The organism is Agrobacterium tumefaciens (genome assembly GCF_013318015.2).
Classification (GTDB): domain Bacteria; phylum Pseudomonadota; class Alphaproteobacteria; order Rhizobiales; family Rhizobiaceae; genus Agrobacterium; species Agrobacterium tumefaciens.
The window spans coordinates 1262305-1284338 of sequence record NZ_CP115841.1 but is presented as its reverse complement, the minus strand read 5'-3'; the positions used below and the strand labels follow the sequence as shown (position 1 = coordinate 1284338).

General features: G+C 58.3%; 23 protein-coding genes and 1 tRNA gene. 14 read left to right on the top strand and 10 right to left on the bottom strand.

The features are described 5' to 3' along the window. Nucleotides 1-139: 139 nt before the first annotated feature. The 5 genes from G6L97_RS06425 to G6L97_RS06405 all read left to right on the top strand — a co-directional run bounded on the left by G6L97_RS06425 (nucleotide 140) and on the right by G6L97_RS06405 (nucleotide 5218). Nucleotides 140-1300, top strand: coding sequence for an ABC transporter permease (locus tag G6L97_RS06425; RefSeq protein WP_003515483.1), 1161 nt, complete (start codon nucleotides 140-142; stop codon nucleotides 1298-1300). 10 nt (nucleotides 1301-1310) lie between these two features. Then, the gene (locus G6L97_RS06420; protein ID WP_025593570.1) at nucleotides 1311-2147 is read left to right on the top strand and encodes an ABC transporter ATP-binding protein; all 837 of its coding nucleotides are present in this window, start codon (nucleotides 1311-1313) and stop codon (nucleotides 2145-2147) included. An 8-nt stretch (nucleotides 2148-2155) separates the two neighbouring features. After that, complete coding sequence (locus G6L97_RS06415; RefSeq protein ID WP_003515479.1) at nucleotides 2156-3526, top strand: MCE family protein; 1371 nt, start codon at nucleotides 2156-2158, stop codon at nucleotides 3524-3526. 15 nt (nucleotides 3527-3541) lie between these two features. Beyond that, a complete protein-coding gene (locus tag G6L97_RS06410) occupies nucleotides 3542-4147 on the top strand; it encodes an ABC-type transport auxiliary lipoprotein family protein (protein WP_019566194.1) in 606 nt (201 codons plus the stop codon). A gap of 102 nt (nucleotides 4148-4249) precedes the next feature. Continuing rightward, the gene (locus tag G6L97_RS06405; protein ID WP_111782497.1) at nucleotides 4250-5218 is read left to right on the top strand and encodes an alpha/beta hydrolase family protein; all 969 of its coding nucleotides are present in this window, start codon (nucleotides 4250-4252) and stop codon (nucleotides 5216-5218) included. Between the two features lie 24 nt (nucleotides 5219-5242). On the opposite strand, the gene G6L97_RS06400 is transcribed toward G6L97_RS06405, so the two are convergent. Beyond that, a complete protein-coding gene (locus tag G6L97_RS06400) occupies nucleotides 5243-5677 on the bottom strand; it encodes a PACE efflux transporter (RefSeq protein WP_013636234.1) in 435 nt (144 codons plus the stop codon). A 334-nt stretch (nucleotides 5678-6011) separates the two neighbouring features. Here G6L97_RS06400 and G6L97_RS06395 point away from each other — a divergent pair, with 334 nt between their 5' ends. Both G6L97_RS06395 and G6L97_RS06390 read left to right on the top strand, forming a co-directional pair. Then, entirely contained in the window at nucleotides 6012-6170 is a 159-nt protein-coding gene (locus G6L97_RS06395) for a hypothetical protein (protein ID WP_162993578.1), read from the top strand. A gap of 148 nt (nucleotides 6171-6318) precedes the next feature. Continuing rightward, a complete protein-coding gene (locus G6L97_RS06390) occupies nucleotides 6319-6570 on the top strand; it encodes a hypothetical protein (RefSeq protein WP_003515471.1) in 252 nt (83 codons plus the stop codon). Nucleotides 6571-6643: 73 nt separating this feature from the next. Here the strand turns inward: G6L97_RS06390 and G6L97_RS06385 are convergent, their stop codons facing one another. The 4 genes from G6L97_RS06385 to G6L97_RS06370 form a co-directional block, all read right to left on the bottom strand. Beyond that, complete coding sequence (locus G6L97_RS06385; protein WP_003515469.1) at nucleotides 6644-6832, bottom strand: hypothetical protein; 189 nt, start codon at nucleotides 6830-6832, stop codon at nucleotides 6644-6646. Between the two features lie 296 nt (nucleotides 6833-7128). Further along, nucleotides 7129-7353: a hypothetical protein gene (locus tag G6L97_RS06380; RefSeq protein ID WP_003515467.1), complete on the bottom strand. Its 225-nt coding sequence runs from the start codon at nucleotides 7351-7353 to the stop codon at nucleotides 7129-7131. 195 nt (nucleotides 7354-7548) lie between these two features. Continuing rightward, complete coding sequence (locus G6L97_RS06375; protein ID WP_019566197.1) at nucleotides 7549-7800, bottom strand: hypothetical protein; 252 nt, start codon at nucleotides 7798-7800, stop codon at nucleotides 7549-7551. Between the two features lie 169 nt (nucleotides 7801-7969). Then, nucleotides 7970-8302 carry a hypothetical protein gene (locus G6L97_RS06370; protein WP_003515455.1) on the bottom strand — a complete coding sequence of 111 codons (333 nt, stop codon included), beginning with the start codon at nucleotides 8300-8302 and terminating at the stop codon, nucleotides 7970-7972. 441 nt (nucleotides 8303-8743) lie between these two features. Here G6L97_RS06370 and G6L97_RS06365 point away from each other — a divergent pair, with 441 nt between their 5' ends. Further along, entirely contained in the window at nucleotides 8744-9190 is a 447-nt protein-coding gene (locus tag G6L97_RS06365) for a hypothetical protein (protein ID WP_111783015.1), read from the top strand. Nucleotides 9191-9323: 133 nt separating this feature from the next. On the opposite strand, the gene G6L97_RS06360 is transcribed toward G6L97_RS06365, so the two are convergent. Further along, nucleotides 9324-9399, bottom strand: a tRNA-Lys gene (locus tag G6L97_RS06360). Between the two features lie 155 nt (nucleotides 9400-9554). Then, entirely contained in the window at nucleotides 9555-9809 is a 255-nt protein-coding gene (locus G6L97_RS06355) for a GlsB/YeaQ/YmgE family stress response membrane protein (protein WP_003515453.1), read from the bottom strand. Nucleotides 9810-9932: 123 nt separating this feature from the next. Between G6L97_RS06355 and G6L97_RS06350 the strand changes: the two genes are divergently transcribed. Beyond that, a complete protein-coding gene (locus G6L97_RS06350; RefSeq protein ID WP_111783016.1) occupies nucleotides 9933-12602 on the top strand; it encodes a mechanosensitive ion channel family protein in 2670 nt (889 codons plus the stop codon). Nucleotides 12603-12884: 282 nt separating this feature from the next. Here G6L97_RS06350 and G6L97_RS06345 read toward each other — a convergent pair whose 3' ends face one another. Continuing rightward, the gene (locus tag G6L97_RS06345; RefSeq protein ID WP_162686641.1) at nucleotides 12885-13127 is read right to left on the bottom strand and encodes a hypothetical protein; all 243 of its coding nucleotides are present in this window, start codon (nucleotides 13125-13127) and stop codon (nucleotides 12885-12887) included. Nucleotides 13128-13259: 132 nt separating this feature from the next. Between G6L97_RS06345 and G6L97_RS06340 the strand changes: the two genes are divergently transcribed. Both G6L97_RS06340 and G6L97_RS06335 read left to right on the top strand, forming a co-directional pair. After that, nucleotides 13260-15773, top strand: coding sequence for a GcvT family protein (locus G6L97_RS06340; protein ID WP_003515448.1), 2514 nt, complete (start codon nucleotides 13260-13262; stop codon nucleotides 15771-15773). 162 nt (nucleotides 15774-15935) lie between these two features. Further along, nucleotides 15936-16769, top strand: coding sequence for a response regulator (locus G6L97_RS06335; protein ID WP_003515447.1), 834 nt, complete (start codon nucleotides 15936-15938; stop codon nucleotides 16767-16769). Between the two features lie 31 nt (nucleotides 16770-16800). Here G6L97_RS06335 and G6L97_RS06330 read toward each other — a convergent pair whose 3' ends face one another. Next, on the bottom strand, nucleotides 16801-18357 hold the full coding sequence (locus tag G6L97_RS06330) for a phospholipase D family protein (RefSeq protein ID WP_174002810.1): 1557 nt from the start codon (nucleotides 18355-18357) through the stop codon (nucleotides 16801-16803). 164 nt (nucleotides 18358-18521) lie between these two features. Here G6L97_RS06330 and G6L97_RS06325 point away from each other — a divergent pair, with 164 nt between their 5' ends. From G6L97_RS06325 to G6L97_RS06315, 3 genes are read left to right on the top strand one after another with little or no spacing between them, the layout of a single operon-like run. Beyond that, nucleotides 18522-18836: an ArsR/SmtB family transcription factor gene (locus G6L97_RS06325; RefSeq protein WP_111783305.1), complete on the top strand. Its 315-nt coding sequence runs from the start codon at nucleotides 18522-18524 to the stop codon at nucleotides 18834-18836. Further along, nucleotides 18833-19192, top strand: a complete 360-nt coding sequence (locus tag G6L97_RS06320; RefSeq protein ID WP_111783018.1) for an SRPBCC family protein — start codon at nucleotides 18833-18835, stop codon at nucleotides 19190-19192. The genes G6L97_RS06325 and G6L97_RS06320 overlap by 4 nt, the downstream gene beginning before the upstream one ends. Nucleotides 19193-19235: 43 nt before the next feature. Beyond that, nucleotides 19236-19847 (top strand): ATP-dependent Clp protease proteolytic subunit, encoded by a 612-nt coding sequence (locus G6L97_RS06315; protein ID WP_111783019.1) that lies wholly within the window; start codon nucleotides 19236-19238, stop codon nucleotides 19845-19847. A gap of 43 nt (nucleotides 19848-19890) precedes the next feature. On the opposite strand, the gene parE is transcribed toward G6L97_RS06315, so the two are convergent. Further along, complete coding sequence (gene parE, locus G6L97_RS06310; protein ID WP_013636223.1) at nucleotides 19891-22011, bottom strand: DNA topoisomerase IV subunit B; 2121 nt, start codon at nucleotides 22009-22011, stop codon at nucleotides 19891-19893. Between the last annotated feature and the right edge of the window lie 23 nt (nucleotides 22012-22034).

Sequence of the window (22034 nt, the reverse complement as noted above, 5' to 3'; positions counted from 1 at the left end):
TTTCACTTCCTGACAGGCGTTAAAAGACACATGACGCCAAATTTATCGCGAATTGTCGGCTGTCACTGTGGCTTGCCGAAGGCCAAACCGTTATGAAACCTTTAAGAATCTCGTGACGGCTGCACTCGCTCGGAGCATTATGCAAGAACAGGATATACGGCAACAGGCGAACCCGGCCGCAATCACCGAAGACGACGCCGTCTCCGGCGGCGGCCAGCGGTATGCCTTGAGCGGTTCCTGGCGTAACAGCAATCTTTCAGGCATTTTTGCACGCCTCGAAAACATCGAGAAAAGCGGCCCTGCCGGTCCGGTGGAGATCGATCTTTCCTCGGTGGAGGCAATCGACACGACCGGCGCCTGGGTCATCCGGCGATTGCGCGAAGATATGGAAGCGAAGGGCGTTACTGTCACGCTTACCGGAAACGAGCGAATCGAGGATCTGATCGGCCAATTGCCGGATAAAGCGGCGATGGAGGGCGAGCCTGCCGCCAAGGTGGGACTTGCCGAACGCTTCTTCTCGCCGATCGGCCAGGCTGTCGTCCAGAATGGTGCGGATTTCCTCGCGGGCATGTATATTCTGGGTTCTGCCGTGCGCGGCGCGCAGATGAAGCTCGGGCGCGGACGCGGCGTCTCGCCGGCGGCCATCGTCAACCAGATCGACCATATGGGCGTGCGCGCCGTGCCGATCATCATGCTGATGTCGTTTTTGATCGGCGCCATCATCGCCCAGCAGGGCGCCTTCCAGCTGCGTTATTTCGGCGCGGAAGTTTTCGTCGTCGATCTCGTCGGCATCCTGCAATTGCGTGAAATCGGCGTGCTTCTGACCGCGATCATGATCGCGGGTCGCTCCGGCAGTGCGATCACGGCGGAAATCGGCTCGATGAAGATGCGCGAGGAAATCGACGCGCTGAAGGTGATCGGTCTCAACCCTGTCGGCGTGCTGGTGTTTCCGCGTCTCGTGGCGCTGACAATCGCACTGCCGCTTCTGACCATCCTTGCCAATTTCGCCGCACTTTTCGGCGCCGCCATCGTCACGCTTCTCTATTCCGGCATCACCTTCGAAGTGTTTCTGTCGCGTCTGCATGGCGCGGTCGAGGAATCGACCATCGCCGCCGGCATGATCAAGGCGCCGTTCATGGCGCTGATCATCGGCATCGTTGCGGCGGTTGAGGGTATGAAGGTCGGCGGTTCGGCGGAATCGCTCGGCAAACACGTCACGTCGTCGGTGGTCAAATCGATCTTCGTCGTCATTCTGGTGGATGGCCTTTTTGCCATCTTCTACGCAGCCATCGATTTTTAAGGAGGGCGCGTTGGAAACTTTGGACCAGAAGCCGCAAGAGACAAAAACTGCAAAGGACGGCCGTGAGACGGTTCTTTCCGTCGAGGGTGTGACTGTCGGTTTCAACGGCAGGAACGTGCTTGAGAATCTCGATCTGGACGTCTATCGCGGTGAAATCCTTGGCTTCATCGGCCCATCCGGCGCGGGTAAATCCGTCCTGATGCGTGCGATTTTGAGGCTTCTGCCACGCCAGGCGGGTGCAATCCGCATTCTCGGCACCGATTACGACAAGGCCAGCGAAGACGACCGCATGATGCTCGACCAGCGGCTCGGCGTGCTGTTCCAGCAGGGGGCGCTGTTTTCCGGCCTGACGGTGAAGGAAAACATCCAGCTGCCCATGCGGGAATATCTGGACCTGCCGAAAAAGCTGATGGACGAGCTTGCCTATCTCAAGATCGAGATGGTGGGCCTGAAGCCCGATGCGGGCGACAAATACCCGTCGGAGCTTTCCGGCGGCATGATCAAGCGTGCCGCGCTTGCGCGCGCGCTGTCGCTCGATCCCGACCTTGTCTTCCTCGATGAGCCGACATCCGGCCTCGATCCCATCGGGGCGGCGGAATTTGATATGCTGATCGCGCGCTTGCGCGATTCGCTCGGTTTGACCGTGTATATGGTGACGCACGACCTCGACAGCCTGTTCTCCGTCTGCGACCGCATTGCGGTGCTAGGGCAGAAGAAGGTGCTGGTGGAAGGGACCTTGCAGGACATGTTTGCCTGTGAAGACCCCTGGGTGCAGTCCTATTTCCGTGGCAAACGGGCGCGCTCTGTCGTTCTTCCGGACGACAGACACGAAAATCCGGTGGAGTAACAAGAAGCATGGAAACCAAGGCGAACTACACCATAGTCGGAATTTTCACGCTGATCGTGATCGCCGCCGCATTCGGCTTCGTTTACTGGATGGCGGAATTCGGCCGGGGTGGACCGACGGCGCAGCTCGTGGTGCGTATTCCCGGCTCGGCAAACGGCCTTTCCGTCGGCTCTCCGGTACGCTTCAACGGCATTCCTGTCGGCACGGTGCGCGGTCTTGCGATCGACCGTGACGATCCGGCCTATTCCATCGCCTTTACTGAAGTGCAGGCGGACGCGCCGGTTTTCCCGTCCACCCGCGCCGTGCTTGAAATTCAGGGCCTGACGGGCGCTGCCTATATCGAGCTTTCCGGCGGCAACAAAGATGGTGAGCGCATTCTGCAGAAATCCGTCGAAAGCGGCGTTCCCGCCGAGCTGACGGCCGATCTTTCCAGCGTCACCAACCTTCTTGCCACCGCCGACAAGATCCTGAAACGCGCCGATGGCGCCATCGGCGAATTGCAGGGTTTCGTGCAGGATGCCCGTGGGCCGCTGACGCAGACGGTGCGTAACGCCGAGAAATTCTCCGATGCGCTGGCCGCAAATTCCGATGGTATCAAGAGTTTCATCGCCAGCCTCAGTTCGCTTTCCACCACCGTTCAATCGGTCTCGGTGCGCCTGGACGGCACGCTGACCGCTGTCGAAGATCTGGTGAAGGCGGTGGATGCCGGCAAGATCGATTCCATCCTGTCTAATGTCGACAAGGTGACGAAGGACGTCGCTTCCGCTTCGAGCGATATTCAGGGCATCATGGAAACGGTGCAGAGCACGGCGCGCAACTTCGAGGCGGCGAGCACGGAAGTGCAGACGGTGGTGAAGCGCGCGGATGAGCTTTTGGCGTCGGTCGATCCCGCAAAGGTCAGCACCGTGGTGGGTGATGTTTCCGCAGCGACTGCCGATGCGCGCGATGCCGTCGCGAACTTCAAGCGGATTGCCGACGATGTCGGTGCGCGCCGGGCCGATATCGACCAGGCGGTCTCCGATTTCACCGACATGGGCCGCAAGCTTAACCTTGCCTCAAGCCGTGTCGATGGCATTCTTGCCAAGGTGGACGGCATGCTTGGAACCGACGATGCCAATTCGCTGTTTGCAAAGGCGCGCGAGACTTTGACCTCGTTCAAGGCCGTGGCCGACAATCTCAATGCCCGAATAGGGCCGATTGCCGACAATCTCACGCGCTTCTCCAGTTCGGGCCTGAAGGATTTCCAGGCGCTTATCGGCAGCACGCGGCAGACGGTCGACAATCTCAACAATGCGATCACCAATATAGACCGCGATCCGCAGCGGTTGATTTTCGGCGGCGAAACCGTGAAACAATATGACGGCAGAACAAGGCGCTAAAAGGGGTATGGGCCAATGACACGATTGATGAACGGCCATAAGCGCCGTGCCCTGCTTTTGGCTCCGCTGCTTGCGGTTGCGATGGCGGGCTGTGCGGGAACCCCATCGAACGATACGTTCGACCTTTCCGTCTCTTCGGCGACTGTAACGCAGGGGCCGTCGCTCAAAGGCCGGCAATTGCTGATCGCCGATCCGACGGCGCTGAAAGCGCTTGATAGCGAAAACATCGTGGTGCGCCTTTCCGGCTCGGAAGTGCAATATCTCGGCAATTCGCAATGGAGCGACCGCCTGCCGCGCATGGTGCAATCCAAGCTGGTGCAAGCATTCGAGGATACCGGCAAGCTCGGTGGCGTCGGCCGGCCGGGGCAGGGGCTGGCGATCGATTACCAGGTGGTCAGCGATATTCGCACCTTCGAAATCGATACGGCAAAAAACACCGCCGATATCGAGATTTCGGTGAAGCTCTTGAACGATCGCAACGGCACGGTAAAGGCGCAGGAAGTATTCCGCGCCAGCGCACGCGTCAGCGGTTCCGGAAATGCCAATTTCGTCAAAGCGCTAGACCAGGCTTTCGCCGCCGCCACCCGCGAAATCGTGGCCTGGACGCTGAAGTCGCTCTAAGTCTGACGACGGTCATTTCCGCTACAAGAGATTGCTCTATGTTGCGGGTGAGGCCTGTTGGTGACGGCCTTGCATTCAATGTTTCCGATCCGCGGGTCGGTCATGCGATTTCTGGTATTGCTTTGCCTTTCCCTTGTTTCCGCCATGTGCGGAACGGGCACCGTTCTGGCAGCCGGTCTTCGGTTGATCGAGATTCCCTCGGCAGGCGGCAAGCCTTTCATGAGGGCGGCGGTGTGGTCGCCCTGCGCGGCGACTCCGGTGGAGACCCGCATCGGCCCCTTCGCTCTGCAGGCGGTGCGTGATTACCCAGTTGCCGATGGGCAATATCCGCTCGTCATCATCTCCCACGGTTTCGGCGGTACGTATTTCAGCCATCGGGATACCGCGGCGGCGCTGGCGGATGCCGGCTTCATCGTCGCGGCGATCAATCATCCCGGCGATAACGCCATCGACATGAAGCGGGCAGGCGATCTTTCCGCGCTGACCGAACGACCGGCCGATATCGTCCGTCTGCTCGACCATATGCTGGCGAACTGGAACGATGCCCGTTTTATCGATGCCGGAAGGATCGGGGTGTTCGGATTTTCGCGCGGCGGTTATACGGCGCTGGTACTTGCCGGCGGCGTTCCGGATTTTCCAAATACCGGATTGCCGTGCCCTGATGGGCAGGCGGCGGTGTGTGCTCAGATGCTGGAAAGGTCTGCTTCGCCTGAGGACCGGGTCTACGATGCGCGGGTGAAGGCTGTGGTTGTTGCAGACCCCCTCAACGCCTTTCCAGGGCGGGCCGATCTGCGAGATATCAAAATCCCCGTTCAGCTCTGGAGTTCAGAGCGCGGCGGCGACGGTGTGGCGCCGGAGGATATTTTAAGGCTGCGCGACGACCTGCCGGCAAAACCGGACTATCAGACGGTGAAAGGGGCAGGGCATTTTTCGTTCATAACACCTTGCCCCGCCGAGATGGAAAAAGCCCTGGCCCAGATATGCGGCGATATTCCGGGGTTTGACCGGGCGGAGTTTCATCGTCGACTGAACAGCGAAGTCATCCGCTTTTTCACGGCTTCGCTACGCTGACGCACACGCCGGTGCCGCCGCCGATCAGACGGCGTCCTGCGACTGCCATTCCGGCAGCGGGAAAAGCCGGTCGTAGCCCCAGTTGAAGACGAAGGCATAGACTACGTAGAACAGCGCAAACGAGATATCCATCACCAGCGCCTGGGCAAGGCTGATGCTGAGATACCAGGCGATGAAGGGCATCAGCACGATCAGCAGACCCAATTCGAACAGCAGGGCATGGGCGACGCGGATAGCGGGCGTCTTCAGCGTCGTGCCTTTCAGGCGCTGCATGGCATGGTCGAAGCCGAGATTGTAAAGATAGTTCCAGGCGGTGGCGAGCGTGGCGCTGACCAGACCGACAATGCCGATATCTTCCATGGGCATGTGAAATACGAATGCACCCAGCGGCACGACCAGCAGAAGGCCGATGATTTCGAAGCTGAGAGCGTGGCGGATACGATCAGGCAGGGAACGCAATTTATTCTCCGGTATGTGACCGGGCCGTCCCGCATGCTGTCGCCATAATGGCCGAGGTCGTCCTCTCGCAAAGCCATATAGCGGTTTCGGGCAAAATTTCAAGCCTTGGGTCATGGTTGGGTTTGGGAGCGCTCTTCTCAGCGGGAGCGGAATGAGGCGGCGAGGCCGGAGCTATGCGGCAAGACTTTGCCCTCATCCGACTATTCGTGTCACCATCTCACCGGCGTGGAGACGAAGCACGCGGCGGTGCCTTATCTTTTCAATTGTCCGCCGTTTCGCCGCTGCGGAACAAGACCGCTGTTTTTTCGTTATCGCTCATGGAAGGAGGCGTGCCATGCAGCATAATTCTCCAGATGGACGAACGATAAAGGCCGCCAACGCGGCACAGGCCACGACTTACAAGCCTAGCCTCATTTCCCTGAAGGGAAGTTATGTGGCGATGATATTCCGCAGGCCGCTTTGCCAAAATCCGCTGGATTTGCGGAAAAAATAAAGCGGCACGCCTGACCCATTGCCCCATGGCCGACCGATGACGACTGCCGCAATGACAGAGAGCTTTAGATGTCTCTAAAGTGTGATTTTCAATCCGGACCGTCTCCCCTTAGATTGGGAGATCGCCACGAAAGCGAAGGGAGAATGACATGAAATCAGTTCTCATTATCGCCGCTGTACTTGGTTTTTCCGCCAGTGCAGCGTTGGCGGAGTGCGCAGGTCATGAAAAGATCAACGCTTCCGTTCCTGCTGTCGACCGTGAATTCAAAACTGCAAGCATCGTTCCGCCGACGGATCCGGTGGACAAGCCCATCGTCATACTGAAAAAGACCGATCGCCTTCCGGCGGCAACGGTTGCGACGACTGGCGAACCCGAAGCCGCAATGCAACGCATGCAATAAGACAAGACAATGATCGTTTCATTCTGAAAATCCCGTGTGTGAGGTAATCCGCACGGGATTTGCTTTTTGCGATCTAGCTGTCGAGTTTTAGCGACAATTGCTTCGGGCCTTCATTCTTTTTCAGCACGTAGAGCGGCCGGGCGATGATTACTTCCGTTCGCCGCTGCAATTCCCGTCGTCTCTCGAGCGCGCGCTCGCGCATATCGCGGGAGCGGGCGACCACGGACAGGGCATTTTCTATGGTTGCGTCTGCTGCGTTCATCGCTGACCTCCATAATGTTCACTTTATGTTCTCATTATCGGTCGCTTATGTCAACACTGTGGCAGCGATAGTTAAAGGGCAGCTGAAATGCCCTGGAGACGGTCTGTGACGGGGACACTACGGGCTGCGTTGAGGGGGCAGGGCTTCGCGTGGAGCGTTTTCTCCCCAAGCGCTTGCGACGGAGCATCGAACGCCCTTGCGGGCGCGACGGGGGATACTCCGGCCTGCTCAATCAATTTTCGGGATGCTTTGGCAATCATGCCGGGTGCTGATCAGCTCCGGCGGGCGGGAGGCTGTCAGGACAGGGGGCGTTGATCGGGTACGGTGAGGCCTGGAAGCAGGTCACTCAGATGTTCACTGGCGAGCGCGACGATGGCAAGCGCGGCCTGCTGACGGTTCCAGCCAGCGTCTTCCGCTTTTTCGATCAGCCCTTGAATGGAGGGCTCCAGCGCGAACTGGCACTCGGCCTGATAGTCCATGGTATCGATAGAAAGCGATGGAGAATTAATTGCGGCCCGCATCGTTTGGTCTCCCTGTTTTCCGCCATGCACGTCGTTAAGCGACGCGCAAATCGGAAACATGCACATTCAGAGGCCTATGATATCGGGCAGGCCCGTATATCAATGGCAGCGAATCCCCCAGCAGGCGGGACGTTAACGGCAAGTCTCGATGGCTGTCAACGAACGTCCGGTAGCGACGGCGCTGTCTTACCTATTTCAGAGCCTTCCGTTCCGGAAAGGTTTTCGTCTCCAGACCAGCAATGCCATGACATAAAGCGCAAAAAGCACGAACCATGTGACGGGCAGCACCATGAAAAGCGCCGCATAGGCACAACTTCCCTCGAAACAGGAACCGAGAAATCCGGAATCGGCAAGCGTCCCCGACAATAGAAACGCACATACGCCGCTTCCGACTGCGCCGAGGGCGAAAAGCAATATGTTGACGATCAATCTCATCACCCCAATCATAGGCATGATTAAGACCGCTTTGCGGAGCGGGTGGCACTGCCGCGCTGATATTTCGTCGTTTCAGTAGCTGTGTTGCAAAACCGGCGTTGCGGGAGCGGCTGATTTTTTTGAAGGCCGCTTGTTGGTGCAGGCCCCGCCATGATCGGGCAGGGCCGTTATTGCCGGATTCTTACTCGGTGATGGTATATTCGCCGAGTTCGCACAGGTTCTGCGTATCCTCGAGGTCTTCCAGCTCATCGCCCTGGAATTCGAAACGCATGTCGTATTTGCACACGCGGCGGCCATCGGCGATGGTGATCTCCATCGTTTCGCCCGGACCAAGCGCCTTCTTCCCGAACACGTCGTCTTCCCAGTCATCGACGCCGACCGGCGAGGTGTAGAAGGCATTGAGAACGGAGTTCGTTCCGTTCTTCAGCGAAAAGACGAGGTCGTCCGCCTGCGCCGCACCCGCAACCGTCAGCGTAGCTCCGAAAAACACCGCCGTTACCCATTTTGATGTCATGATATCCCCCTTTTGCGCCATCGTTCTGGCTTGGCAATGCATACAACCAAACCAGTGGCTTGCAATGCAAACTGCGGGTTTTGGTTAAATTGCGAAGGGTTATTTATGGGTAACTTTTCGAGATATCCAGTCTATTTTAAATATTACAAATATATATAAATAAATATTTCGAATTTTTGCCTTTATTCGTGATTTTATTTTTATGATACAAATATATTATTCTTCTATTCCGAAAATATTTTCTTATTTCCAATTGTTTTTTCATTTATTTTGATTTTTATTTTGATTTATTTATAATTTTTCTGTGTGTATCGTGGACTTTGTTATTTTGTATATATCGATTGCTGAATCAGCGAAGAGTTTTTACTGACAAAAATATTTTTTCAAAAAATGACGTTAATTGGTGGATGGGCCAGGCTGATCGCTTTCCGACAGAGGATAATGGATTTGATCAAGCGTTCGTTTTTATTCTTCTGCGGCCTCAAGCTGCCGGGTATCGTGGCACTGGCCACCCTGTACGCGGGTTTTCTGACGCAGGCTTTGGGCCAGTCGCGGGTCTGCAACGATCCTGCTCCGGTCAGCAACCTCAAAGAAATGTTCGATGCGATTTACGCATGCTGGGTGCCGCCGGAAGACACGGAGGGGCTTGTCGTGACGCTGCAGTTCATCCTGCATAAGGATGGGCAGATAAGGGGCAAGGTGGTCGTCACAGCCGCGCGCCCGCAGGAAGACAGTCCAAGACGGCAAGCCTTTATCGATTCCGCCATCAACGCGGTGAGGCGGGCAACGCCTGTTCCTTTCACCGAGGAATTCGCAAGCCGTATTGCCGGGCGGCCCTTGGGGCCACGTTTTATCGGGACAAAAATCATACCCGAAACGAAGTTGTAGGTTTTCTTGGGAGCTAGGTCCGCTGTCGCGACCGCATGTTCAGGGGCGCCGAAGGCGAACTTTTTTTCAGTCCCCGGCGCCGAAGGCGATGCTTTAACTTAGCACCGCAACGTCTTGTCATTTTTGAAGAATTTGGTGGGTGATGTAGGGCTCGAACCTACGACCCGCTGATTAAGAGTCAGCTGCTCTACCAACTGAGCTAATCACCCGACCGACACCGTGTGGCGGTGTGAGGGGGGCTATAAAGGGGAAGTTTCGGCTTGTCCAGCGCGGAAATGAAATTTCTTCGATTTTTGTGACGAAAAAATTTCAGTCGCGCTGGAAAAGGCTGGAAATCCGGGATTTTACGGATTTTTTTCTTTTGCTATCCTCGCCGGAAGGCTCTTCCGATAACGATGAGGATGCAGGCGCCGATGAAGCCGGCGATGAGATAACCGATCCATCCGGTCAAAACGATTCCGAATACCGAGAGAATGGCGTTAGCGACGATGGCACCGACGATTCCAAGTAGGATGTTCATGAAAACACCCATATTGCTTTTCATGAATTGTTCGGCGAGCCACCCGGCGACACCACCGATGATGATAGCTGCGATCCAGCCAATACCAGCAGATTCCATGATTTCCTCCCATGATTGCTGCACTATTGAAGGTGATGATTCTCCGGGTGAAAAGCAAGGTAAACTCCCGAAAACCTCGCTTTTTGCGGGTGGTTTTCCGCGCAGCAGGCGATAAATAGCCTGATGCTGGGTGAAGATTTGAAAGGCATGGATGTGCGGTTGATGTTTGGCGGAATGATTGACGGTAGGCGGATGTTCGGCGGGCCTTTATCCGACCGGCGGCGAAAGGCCGCCATGGCTGCGATAATGGTCGCGGTATTCACCCTCCTTGGCAGCTTTCTGTCGTCCGCAACCTTGGCGTCGGCGCAGGATGCGCCAGCGGCCGCACCAGTCGCTATCCAGGCTTCCATCGTCGAGCAGGCGCGCACGGATCTGGAAAAATGGAAGGCCGATATTTCGGCAATCGCCAAACAGGTGGAGGCGGGCGGCAGCGATGACGTGCAGCTGGTGGACCTGAAGGGACGCGCCGATACCATTGCAGCCGATGCTGCCGCCGCCAACACCAAGCTGCGGACCCGTCTGGACCAGATCAAGACGCGTCTCGACGCGCTTGGTGCTGCCCCGGCGGAAGGACAGCCGCCCGAAGCGAGCATGGTGACGGAGGAGCGCTCCCGGCTGACTGCGGAGCGCGCCGAGGTGAATGCCATTGCCGGCGAGGTGGAGAGCACTGCCACCAACGCCGCGCAGATTTCCAACAACATTACGGCGGTTCGGCGGGCGCTTTTTGCCGCGACCCTGTTCAAGCGCACCGAAGTCTCTTCCCAGACGCTGGGCGACGCCTCTTCCGCCTTCGTGAGCGAGCTGACCAATCTCAACAACGCCTTCAGCAGCTGGGCGGGTTTCGTCTGGAACTACAAACGCCTGCCGATGTTCGGGGCGGTGATGCTGTCGATCATGGCGGCGCTGTTGTTTCTGGTGGGCGGTTACCGCTTTTTCGGCAGCCGCATGGAACGGCGGGCCTTTTCCGGCGAGCCTTCCTATCTGCGGCGGCTTTCGGTGGCCTTCTGGTCAACCATGGTGCAGTCGCTGTCGCTTTTCCTGTTTCTGGTAACCTCGGCGTTTTTCCTCGATAATTTCAACGTGCTTCGTTCCGATATCGCGCCGATCCTGTTCGGCGCCATGGCAGTTACGGGCTTCGTCTATTTCGTGTCGCGGCTGAGCTACGCTATCTTTGCGCCGACGCAGCCGGAATGGCGTCTGTTGCAGGTTTCCAATCGCGGAGCGCACACGCTGTCCTCGGCCGTGCTTTTGATGGCGCTCGTCAACGGTCTCGATTATCTGTTCGGCACGATCAGCGAGACGCTCTATTCGCCGCTGATCGTCACCGTTGCCAAGAGCTTCATTGCCTCCATCATCATTGGCATCATCCTGCTCACCGTGTCGTTCCTGCGCCCGGTGATCGGTGAGGGGCAGGACTACGAGACCGGCAACCAGCGCCTGCCGCGCTGGCTGGTCATTCTGCTCAGGGTCGGCGGGTTTGTTCTCATCGGTGCCTGCCTGACGGGTTATGTGGGGCTGGCGCGGTTCCTTGCGACGCAGATCGTCGCCACCGGTGCGGTGCTCGCAACAATGTATATCGGCATTCTTTCCGGCAAGGCGATTTCGCGACAGGGCGCCTTTTCCGAATCCCTGGCCGGTCGTTATCTCGGGCGGCGCTACGGTCTCGGCCCGGTTGCGCTGGATCAGGCCGGTCTTGCGGCGGGGCTCGGCATCTATGTGATCGCACTCGCCTTCGGCGTGCCGCTCATCCTGTTTTCCTGGGGGTTCCAGCCGGGCGATATCGAAAGCTGGGCCTATCGTCTGCTGACCGGCATCACCGTCGGCAATGCCTCCATCTCGCTGATCGGGCTGTTCGGCGGCGTCCTTGTCTTTGCCATCGGCTACATCATCACACGCTGGTTCCAGAAGTGGCTGGACAACAACGTCATGGCGCGCGGACAGGTGGATGCGGGCGTGCGCAACTCGGTCAAGACCGGCATCGGTTATCTCGGTATCGCGGTTGCGGCCATTTTCGGCGTCTCTTCCGCCGGTCTTAACCTCTCCAGCCTGGCGCTGGTGGCGTCTGCCCTTTCGGTCGGTATCGGTTTCGGCCTTCAGAACATCGTCTCGAACTTCGTCTCCGGCCTCATCCTGCTGGTCGAGCGTCCCTTCAAGGTGGGTGACTGGGTGGTGACAGGCACGACGGAAGGCACCGTCAAACGGCTTTCGGTGCGCGCGACCGAGATTGAAACCTTCCGCGGCCAGTCGATCATCGTACCGAACTCGGAATTCATCAATTCCTCGGTCGGCAACTGGACACACCGCAACCGCATCATGCGTGCGGAAATTCCGGTCTCCGTTGCCTATGAATCCGATCCGCAGCAGGTGATGGATATTCTGCTGGAACTGGTGCGCACCCAGCCGCCCGTACTGCGCAACCCCGAACCGCATGTGGAATTCCTCCGTTTCGGCGACTTCTCGCTGGATTTCGAATTGCGTTTCCACCTCGCCGATCTTTCGAACGGGCTTGGCGTGAAAAACGCGCTGAGGATCGCGATCCTGAAACGCTTCCGCGAAGAGGGGATCGCCATCCCGTTCCCGCAGCGTAACCTCAACATCCACGTGGAAGGTGATGCAAATCCGCAAATGCTGGCGGCGCTGCTTTCGGAAGAGGGTGACAAGGCGGTGGCGGCGCATACGGGCGCGGCGGCGCCTGCCGCGGCAACTGCACCGGAAAAGGACGCGGGCAAGGCGGGTGACAAAACCGTGGTGGAGCCGAAGGCGACGTTGAAGGCGGCCGGCAAGGACAGTTAATCTGCGGCTACCGCGGCTGCGGCGACGCAGCCGATACGGGCGTTGACGGGCGCGGGGAGTTATCCTCGCGCACTATTTGCATAGTGGCGGATGAGACGCCCGGGGGAAACAAACGCGACGTCCAGAAGACTGTGGATGGTGCGGACGTTGCCGCGACCACAGGCCCGCAGGGCCAGCAACCGGCGGCCGAAAACATGGCCGGCAATGACAACACCATTCGCAGCACGAACAGTTCCGGCCTTTTTTCCGATAGCCAGTTTGCGAGGTCGCTCGTCATAGGCTTCAACAGCGTTTCCATCGGTACAGCACGCCCGCATGGCTGGACGCGGCGGCAAAAACTGCCGCTGGCAAGGACGTAAAAGACCGCGCCAAGATTTGTGCATCTTCGCAGGAGGTTGCGAAATGAGACTGGCTATTTTTCTCTTCTGTATGTTTTTTCCGTTTCTGGCAAATGCGCAGGATATGTGCGCCACCGTCGTCTTCAAAAGGCGACGGTGGTTTGAAACCCGCCTCCAGCGACGGCATTTTCTCCCCTGTCGCAGCACCCTATGGCCATGTCGCAATCAGGCGGCTGAACGGCCGCCGGGCGCTTCATATTCCATCCCATCGATTTGGCAGCACGACAGGCAATGCCGGCGCTTTTTAGGGGTTCTGTAAATGAAGACACATGCACGGGCGGTGGTGATCGGTGGCGGCGTCGTCGGCGTTTCGACGCTTTATCATCTTGCCAAGAAGGGCTGGAGCGACAGCGTCCTTATCGAGCGCAAGGAACTGACCTCCGGTTCCACCTGGCACGCAGCCGGTCTTTTGCCGCTGTTCAACATGAGCTACTCGGTCGGCCAGATCCACAAGTATTCGGTGAAGTTCTACGAGGAGCTTCAGGAAGAGACCGGCATGAATGTCGGTTTCTCCAAGGTCTCGAACATTCGTCTTGCCCGCACCAAGGATCGCTGGGACGAATATATGTATTATGCCGGCATTGCCGAGACCATCGGTGTGCGGGTCAACATGCTGACGCCGGAGCAGGTTAAGGAAATCTGGCCGCTTTGCGAGACGGACGGCCTGCTGGGCGCCATCCAGCACCCCGATGATGGTTATATCCAGCCCGCCGACCTGACGCAGGCGCTGGCGAAGGGCGCGCGAGACCGTGGCGCCACCATCTATCGCAACACCACCGTCACCGCCATCGAGCAGCTGGAAGACGGTCACTGGAAGGTGACGACGGATAAGGGCGAGATCATCGCTGAACATATCATCTCCTGCACCGGCTCCTTTGCCCGCAAGACCGGCGAGATGGTCGGCATCAATATTCCGGTCATCCCGGTTGAGCACCAATATATCGTCACCGAGCCGCACCCGGCCATTCTGGAGCGCCGCCGTCAGGGTCTGCCGGAAATGGGCGTTCTGCGTGAATCGGATTCGGCCTGGTACATGCGCGAGGAGGCCGGCGGTCTGATCCTCGGCCCTTACGAAGTCGGCGCTCCGGTCTGTTATGTCGACGGTCCCTCTGACGATAGCGAATATGAGCTGTTCCAGGAGGAACTCGACCGCCTTATGCCGCATATCGAAACGGCGATGGTGCGCGTTCCGGCTTTCGGTGAAGTCGGTATCAAAAAGGTCTATAACGGCGCTATCGCCTATACGCCTGATGGAAACCCGATCGTCGGTCCGGCACCAGGCCTGAAGAATTTCTGGCTGAATGAAGGCCACTCGTTCGGCATCACCGCTGCCGGTGGTGCTGGCTGGCAGCTTGCCGAATGGATCGTCGATGGTGAACCTACACTCGATCTGATGGGTGTCGATCCGCGCCGTTTCGGCCCTCACGCTACGGAAGGTTACCTCATTGCCAAGAATGAGGAAGCCTATGCCAACGTCTTCACCATGCATTACCCTGATGAAGAACGTTCCGCTGCCCGTCCGCTGAAGACGACGCCGGTTTACGACCGTCTGAAGAAGCTTGGCGGCGTGTTCGGTTCCGTTTACGGCTGGGAGCGTGCCAACTGGTATGCGCCGGAAGGTTATGCGCTGCGCGAAGAGGACCTCGGCGTCGGTGCGGATGTCATCACCAGCCACAACTATGCGCCGCCACTGGATGATGGCCGTATCGTCGAGAAGTGGTCGTTCCGCCGCTCGAACTATTTCGAACATGTCGGCAACGAGGTGAAGAACGTCACCCAGAATGTCGGCGTGCTTGACATGTCGGCCTTCGCCAAGATGGAAGTTTCCGGTCCAGGCGCGCGCGCCTGGCTGGACAGCATTCTCGCCAATATCGTGCCGAAGAAGCGCGGCCGTATTGCGCTGACGCATCTTCTGACTCCAAATGGCGGCGTGAAGGTGGAGTTCACCGTCTATGAATGGGCGCCGGGCCGGTTCTATCTGGTGTCCGCCGGTGGTCTTGAAGCGCACGATCATGACGTGCTCCAGCGCCTTGCGCCCACCGACGGTTCCGTCGTGCTGCAGCCCATCACCCAGAAATACGGCGTGCTGGTGCTTGCCGGTCCGAAGTCGCGCGATCTCCTGAAGAAGCTGACCCGTACCAGCCTCGAGAACAAGGATTTCCCGTGGCTGACGGCGAAGCAGATCTCCGTGGGTGTGGCGACGGCGCATGCGCTGCGCGTCAACTTCGTCGGTGAACTGGGCTGGGAATTGCACCATCCTATCGAAATGCAGAACTACATCTTCGACCGGCTGATGGAAGCAGGCGCCGAATTTGGCATCAAGCCATTCGGTATTCGTGCGATGGTGTCGATGTCGCTTGAAAAGTCGTATCGCAACATGGGCCGCGAGCTTTCGGTCGAATATAACGCCTATGAATCAGGTCTCGACCGTTTCCTGCGTCCGGAGAAAAACTTCATCGGCCGCGACGCGCTGGTGGCATACAAGGAAGCCGGCTTGAAATCGGTATTCTCGACGCTGACCGTTTCGGGCAATACGGATGTCGATGCCCGTGGTTCTGAAGCTATCTTCGATGCAGATGGCGCACTTGCAGGCCGTGTGACGAGCGGCGGCTTTGGCTGGCGTATCGGCAAATCGATTGCCCTTGCCATGCTGAAACCCGAATATGCCACGATTGGCACAAAGCTGAAAATCCGCATTCTTGGCACGCTTTATGATGCCGAGGTGGTGGAAGAAAGCCCCTTCGATACGGAAAACGCGCTGCTGCGCGCCTGAGCGATTTTCCTGGAATCATTCGAAACACGGCCCTCCCTCGGGGGCCGTGTTTTCTTTTGGGTAAGCATGTATGCCGACTGTTTTCGGGCAAAAGTGTTATTAATCATTCTGAAAAATACGCCTGCTAATTTCCCGTGAAAGACGACGGGGGACTGGGACAAAATGAATTTTCTGGGCATTACGGGCATGCAATATTCGGGTGTGCCATTTACCAATTGCCGCATTTTGCTTGCGGAAGATACCAATGTGTTCACCCAGATGGTGAGCATGCGCCTGAAGGAATTGCTGGGCGTTTCCGTGGAGGTGTGCCGCAACTTCGAGGAGTTGCAGGCGTGCTACGAACACTCGGCCGAACCCGTGACGCTTGCGATTTCCAACATCAATCTTCCGGGGGCGGAGAACGGCGAGGCGCTGGAATATCTGATCGATCTTTCGATCCCGACCATCGTTTTCACCAGCACGTTCCATGAGGCGACCCGCGAAACGCTGATCGCCAAGAATGTGGTCGACTACATTCTGAAAGACAATATCTTTGCCGTGGACATGCTGACGGAATCCATCTGTCGGTTCCTCACCAACCACCGCCACCATGTGCTGATCGTGGACGACAGCCCAACGGCGCGGGCGCTGCTTTCCAGCCGCCTCAAGCGTTATAATTTCCGCGTCAGCCTTGCCGATAGCGGTGCGAAGGCGCTCGAAATCCTGAAGGCCAATCCCGATATCGGGCTGGTGGTGACAGACTACAACATGCCCGATATTGACGGTTTCGAACTGACACGGCGCATCCGCACCGTGCGCGGCTCGCACGAGTTGCGCATCATCGGCGTTTCCTCTTCCACCAACCGGCTTTTGTCGGCGCGGTTCCTGAAGGCGGGTGGCAACGATTTCATGCTGCGGCCCTTCATCGACGAGGAATTTTATTGCCGCGTCAACCAGAACCTCGACACGCTGGTGCAGATACAGCTGGCCAAGGCTGGCGTGAGACCGGCGGCCTGACCGGACTTTTCGTTATCAAAGCCGCGATAAGTCAAAGCTGAGACTCGAGCGGCAGGAAACGCATGATGCCCGCGACGATCCGGCGGCTGATGGCAGCGTCCGGTTCGCGTCGGTATGTCCTCGGCTGGCCGTGTTCTTCGGTCATCCAGACGATGCGATTGCCGTTGTCTATATCCAGCTCGAAGCTCATCGAGCGGCGGATCTCTTCGCTGAATATCTCGTCCATGCGCGCAACCAGCGGGGCTGAGGTGAAAACGACGCCCATTTCCGTGTTGAGAGAAGCAGAGCGCGGATCGAAATTGAGCGAGCCGATATAGCCGGTCTTGCCGTCGCGGGAGAAAGCCTTGGTGTGGAGGCTCGCCTGTCCTGAACCGCGAAGCGTAAAGCTTGGCTGGTCCGCCTGTGCACGCAGTTCACGCAGTCGCACCCCGCCCAGCAGAAGCGGCTTTCGATACCGTGCGTAACCTGCGTGAACGGCGGCAACATCTGTTGCAGCCAGCGAGTTGGTGAGGATGGCAACCGAGACGCCGCGCTCGGCAAGGTTTGCAAAAATGTCCAAGCCCTGTTTGCCGGGAATGAAATAAGGGGAGGTGATGTGCAGGCTGTCATTTGCCTCCTGCATCAGCGGCAGCAGGCTCTCCATCAGGAAGTTGTGGCCGTTGCGGCGTTTTCCCGCTGCTTTTTCCGGCGGGTCGGCAAGCACGTCGGCTTCATCGACCCAGTGCAGGCGGTCCGACATCAGGAAATGACCGCTGCCATATTGGTTTTCGACGCGCTCGAGATAGGGTTTGGCAGCCTCGCTTTTCGGCAGCGCAGCAAGCTCGCGCCTTAACCTGGCAAGCTTGCTCGGCCTGCGCGCCAGAAGCGAGCGCACGGGAACGGAAACGGCGCTGTTCCAGTAGTCGTCGAAGATTTCGGTGGCATCCGCAACTATCCTGCCGAAACCAAGAATGTCGAAATCGTGGAAATTGGCCCGTTCGGCGGCATCGAAATAGGCGTCGCCAATATTACGGCCGCCAACGATCACGGCGCGTCCATCGGCAATCCACGCCTTGTTGTGCATGCGCCGGTTGACGCTTCGAAATCGGAGGACCAGTTCCAGGCTTCGATACAGGATGTTTTCCCGCGCCCTGGTTGGGTTGAACAGCCGCAGCTCGATATTGGGATGGCTGTCGATGGCGTGGAAGATGCGGTCAGACATCGAGACGCCGAGATCGTCCAGAAGCAGCCTCACGCGCACGCCGCGATCTGCCGCGGCAATGACCTCGCGCATCATCAGCCGACCGGTCAGATCGGCGTTCCACATGTAATACATCAGATCAAGGCTGCGCCCAGCCGCCCGCGCGGCCGCCATACGCACTGCGAAGGCATCCAGATTGGAATGCAGCAGGCAGAGCGCGTTTTTCTCGTTCCAGCCGTTCCTTATCGACTGCCAGTGGCGGTCGAGCCCGGTCGCATCCTCGGCAACGGGCAGGGCAGTTGAGGGGCGTTTGGGAATGGCCTTTTCCCGCTGCTTGCTGATGACAACAAACAGGGCTGGTCCGACGACCAGCAGCACCATGGCGATAAAGACCGTAAATGCAGTCACTTGTTTTGATCACTCCCGGCCTGAAGATTATCAGGCCGGGTGAAAACGCGCGAGCACATAAAGCGTTCACGGCAGAAGAGGGTGCGGGAGAAAAAGCCTGCCTTGCGAAGCGAATGCAGGAGGCGGGACTTGTGAATCACATAAGTCTATGCTTATCTGTTGTCATGACAGAGAATGATATTTTCCGGGCGCTGGCCGATCCGACACGCCGCGCTATTTTCGAAAAGCTCGCGGATGGTGCCCAGAACGCTTCCGCCTTGCGTGAGGGTATCGGTATCAGCCAGCCGGCCATGTCGCAGCATCTTGCCGTGCTGCGGGGGGCGGGGCTGGTCGTCGAACGGCGGCAGGGTCGTTTCGTCAATTACGAGGTCGATCCGGATGGGCTGACACGGATTGCGACATGGCTTGGCAAATACCGCGCCTACTGGCCGCAGCGCGTAGAAGCACTGAAGCTCTTGCTGAAGGATATGGATCAATGAACAGGGAACTGCCCCCAGCACCCAAACCCGCTATCGAGCTGGAATATGATCTCGATGAGCCGCCGCAAAAAGTCTGGCGTGCGATCAGCATTCCGGCCTTCCGTGAACACTGGTTGCCGAAGGAGGCTTTGGCTGAACCCGAGGCGATCAGGATCACCCCGGGGAAGGAGGTCTGTTACAGGATGCGGGATGACGTTCCGCCATTTCTGGAAAGCACCGTCACCTTCAGGATTGCACCCAACGCGAGCGGCGGCACCAGCCTGCGGGTCATTCATGAGTTGCCCATCACCAGTTCCGGTCGGATGACAAAGGCCGCCGCAAACCACAACCGTTCGCCCATCAAGCTCGCCGCCTGATCCACCACATTTCCTTACATTTTCAAACGACAGGAGTTCGCCGATGCGCGAAGCGATGCAACTCGTCCCTATGGTAGTTGAACAATCCGCAAGGGGAGAAAGGTCTTTCGACATCTATTCCCGGCTGTTGCGGGAAAGGATCATCTTTCTCAACGGTGAGGTCAACGACGCTGTTTCCGCGCTTGTCTGCGCGCAACTGCTGTTTCTGGAGGCGGAAAACCCGAAAAAGCCGATCCATCTCTACATCAATTCTCCAGGCGGCGTCGTGACCAGCGGTCTCGCAATGTATGACACCATGCGCTACATCCGCGCGCCCGTTCATACTCTGTGCATGGGGACCGCCCGTTCGATGGGCTCGTTCCTGCTTATGGCGGGCGAACCGGGCGCGCGGGCGGCATTGCCCAACGCCAGCATCCTCATTCACCAGCCGTCCGGCGGGTTTCAGGGGCAGGCGTCGGATATGCTCATCCATGCTGAAGAAATCAGGCAGACAAAGCACCGAATGACGCGGCTTTATGCCGAGCATTGCAAACGCAGCTATGACCAGTTTGAAGCGGCAATGGATCGCGACCGTTTCATGACGGTCGAAGAGGCACTGGAATGGGGTTTGATCGACCGCGTTCTGGACGTTCGCGAAAATGTGGCGGCGGCATGACTCAAATCGTCCCGGTTGGCGCATGGCTGGCCGGGACGGTTGATCAGATATCCAGATTATCCGCGAAGGCAGCGCGTTCCTGAATGAAGCGGAAGCGGGCATCCGCCTTGGTGCCCATCAGATTGTCGACCGCCTCGCGGGTACCTTCGAAATCCACATCGTCGATCTCGACGCGCAGCAGGGTGCGCTTTTCGGGATCCATGGTGGTTTCCTTCAACTGTGCCGCCATCATTTCGCCAAGGCCTTTGAAGCGGCCGATTTCGACCTTCTTGCCCTTGAAGACGGTTTCCATCAATTCGGCGCGGTGGGCGTCGTCACGGGCATAGGCGCTCTTGGCACCCTGACGGATGACGTAGAGCGGCGGCACCGCGAGATAGAGGTGGTTGCCACGAATGAGTTCCGGCATTTCCTGATAGAAGAAGGTGATGAGCAGCGAGGCGATATGGGCGCCATCGACGTCGGCATCCGTCATGATGATGATGCGTTCGTAACGCAGATCCTCTTCGCGGTACTTGGTGCGCGTGCCGCAGCCCAGCGCCTGGATGAGATCGGCGATCTGCTGGTTGGCGGAGAGTTTTTCACGGCTGGCGCTGCCGACGTTGAGGATCTTGCCGCGCAGCGGCAGGATGGCCTGATTGGCGCGGTTGCGCGCCTGCTTGGCCGAGCCGCCAGCCGAGTCACCCTCGACGATGAAAAGCTCGGCATTCTCAGCCGTGTTCTGCGAGCAGTCCGCCAGCTTACCGGGCAGGCGCAGCTTGCGCACCGCCGTCTTGCGGTTGACTTCCTTTTCCTTGCGGCGGCGCAGGCGTTCTTCGGCGCGCTCGATCACCCAGTCCAGCAGCTTCGCCGCTTCGCCCGGATTGCCGGTGAGATAATGGTCGAAGGGATCGCGCAGCGCGTTTTCGACGATGCGCTGGGCCTCGACGGTCGCGAGCTTGTCCTTGGTCTGGCCGACGAATTCCGGCTCGCGGATGAAGACGGAGAGCATGCCCGCTGCCGAGATCATCACGTCATCGGTGGTGATTTCCCTGGCGCGCTTGTTCTGGGTCAGCTCCGCATAGTTCTTCAGGCCCTTGGTGAGCGCGATGCGGAAACCGGCCTCATGCGTACCGCCTTCAGGCGTCGGGATGGTGTTGCAATAGGAATGGATCTGCGTGTCGCCGCCATACCAGGTCACAGCCCATTCCAGCGCGCCGTGGCCACCGGTCTTTTCGGTGCGGCCGGAGAAAATCTCGCGGGTGACAGTGAATTCCTTGCCGAGCGTGGCGGCCAGATAGTCCTTCAGACCACCGGGGAAATGGAACACGGCCTTTTCGGGGATTTCGCCACCGGCGGGCACCATGCCGGGATCGCAGCTCCAGCGGATTTCGACGCCGCCGAAGAGATAGGCCTTGGAGCGGGCCATGCGGAAAATACGGGCCGGTTCGAATTTTGCGTGATCGCCAAAGATCTGCGGGTCCGGATGGAAACGCACGCGGGTGCCGCGTCGGTTGTGCACGTCACCCAGTTCTTCGAGACCGCCAATCGGCGCGCCGCGCGAAAAGCGCTGGCGGTAAAGCTTGCGGTTACGGGCGACTTCCACTTCCAGAAGATCGGACAGCGCATTGACCACGGAAACGCCGACGCCATGCAGGCCGCCGGAGGTCTCATAGGCCTTGCCATCGAACTTGCCGCCGGCATGCAGCTTGGTCATGATGACTTCGAGCGTCGACTTGCCCGGAACCTGCGGATGGTTTTCCACGGGAATGCCGCGTCCGTTATCGGTGACGGTGAGGAAACCCTCGGTATCGAGATGGACCTCGATGAAATTGGCGTGGCCTGCGACGGCCTCGTCCATGGAGTTGTCGATGACTTCGGCAAAGAGGTGGTGCAGCGCCTTCTCGTCGGTGCCGCCAATATACATGCCGGGCCGCATGCGCACCGGTTCCAGCCCTTCGAGCACGCGGATCGACGAGGCACCGTAATCGTCACCGGAAGGAGACACGGGCGCTGGGGGCGGGGGCGTCGTGACGGCCGCAACGGCTGCTGGTTTCGGCTGCACGTTCACGTTCGCGGCTGCGGACACCGGGGCCTTCACGGGTTTTGCCGTGTCCTCGTTCTTTTCCGTTTCGCTGTTTGGTGCCACCGGAAGACCGGAGAAGAGATCGTTGCTATCGTCCATCATGTCCAAGGTTCAAAAAAGCGTGT

What these genes read in the sequence shown, in the direction of transcription:
- G6L97_RS06425 (WP_003515483.1), top strand. Translation starts at nt 140, where the DNA reads ATGCAAGAACAGGATATACGGCAACAGGCGAACCCGGCCGCAATCACC.
- G6L97_RS06415 (WP_003515479.1), top strand. Translation starts at nt 2,156, where the DNA reads ATGGAAACCAAGGCGAACTACACCATAGTCGGAATTTTCACGCTGATC.
- G6L97_RS06410 (WP_019566194.1), top strand. Translation starts at nt 3,542, where the DNA reads ATGACACGATTGATGAACGGCCATAAGCGCCGTGCCCTGCTTTTGGCT.
- G6L97_RS06405 (WP_111782497.1), top strand. Translation starts at nt 4,250, where the DNA reads ATGCGATTTCTGGTATTGCTTTGCCTTTCCCTTGTTTCCGCCATGTGC.
- G6L97_RS06395 (WP_162993578.1), top strand. Translation starts at nt 6,012, where the DNA reads ATGCAGCATAATTCTCCAGATGGACGAACGATAAAGGCCGCCAACGCG.
- G6L97_RS06390 (WP_003515471.1), top strand. Translation starts at nt 6,319, where the DNA reads ATGAAATCAGTTCTCATTATCGCCGCTGTACTTGGTTTTTCCGCCAGT.
- G6L97_RS06385 (WP_003515469.1), bottom strand. Translation starts at nt 6,832, where the DNA reads ATGAACGCAGCAGACGCAACCATAGAAAATGCCCTGTCCGTGGTCGCC.
- G6L97_RS06380 (WP_003515467.1), bottom strand. Translation starts at nt 7,353, where the DNA reads ATGCGGGCCGCAATTAATTCTCCATCGCTTTCTATCGATACCATGGAC.
- G6L97_RS06375 (WP_019566197.1), bottom strand. Translation starts at nt 7,800, where the DNA reads ATGATTGGGGTGATGAGATTGATCGTCAACATATTGCTTTTCGCCCTC.
- G6L97_RS06370 (WP_003515455.1), bottom strand. Translation starts at nt 8,302, where the DNA reads ATGACATCAAAATGGGTAACGGCGGTGTTTTTCGGAGCTACGCTGACG.
- G6L97_RS06365 (WP_111783015.1), top strand. Translation starts at nt 8,744, where the DNA reads ATGGATTTGATCAAGCGTTCGTTTTTATTCTTCTGCGGCCTCAAGCTG.
- G6L97_RS06355 (WP_003515453.1), bottom strand. Translation starts at nt 9,809, where the DNA reads ATGGAATCTGCTGGTATTGGCTGGATCGCAGCTATCATCATCGGTGGT.
- G6L97_RS06350 (WP_111783016.1), top strand. Translation starts at nt 9,933, where the DNA reads ATGCTGGGTGAAGATTTGAAAGGCATGGATGTGCGGTTGATGTTTGGC.
- G6L97_RS06345 (WP_162686641.1), bottom strand. Translation starts at nt 13,127, where the DNA reads ATGCCGTCGCTGGAGGCGGGTTTCAAACCACCGTCGCCTTTTGAAGAC.
- G6L97_RS06340 (WP_003515448.1), top strand. Translation starts at nt 13,260, where the DNA reads ATGAAGACACATGCACGGGCGGTGGTGATCGGTGGCGGCGTCGTCGGC.
- G6L97_RS06335 (WP_003515447.1), top strand. Translation starts at nt 15,936, where the DNA reads ATGAATTTTCTGGGCATTACGGGCATGCAATATTCGGGTGTGCCATTT.
- G6L97_RS06325 (WP_111783305.1), top strand. Translation starts at nt 18,522, where the DNA reads ATGACAGAGAATGATATTTTCCGGGCGCTGGCCGATCCGACACGCCGC.
- G6L97_RS06320 (WP_111783018.1), top strand. Translation starts at nt 18,833, where the DNA reads ATGAACAGGGAACTGCCCCCAGCACCCAAACCCGCTATCGAGCTGGAA.
- G6L97_RS06315 (WP_111783019.1), top strand. Translation starts at nt 19,236, where the DNA reads ATGCGCGAAGCGATGCAACTCGTCCCTATGGTAGTTGAACAATCCGCA.
- parE (WP_013636223.1), bottom strand. Translation starts at nt 22,011, where the DNA reads ATGATGGACGATAGCAACGATCTCTTCTCCGGTCTTCCGGTGGCACCA.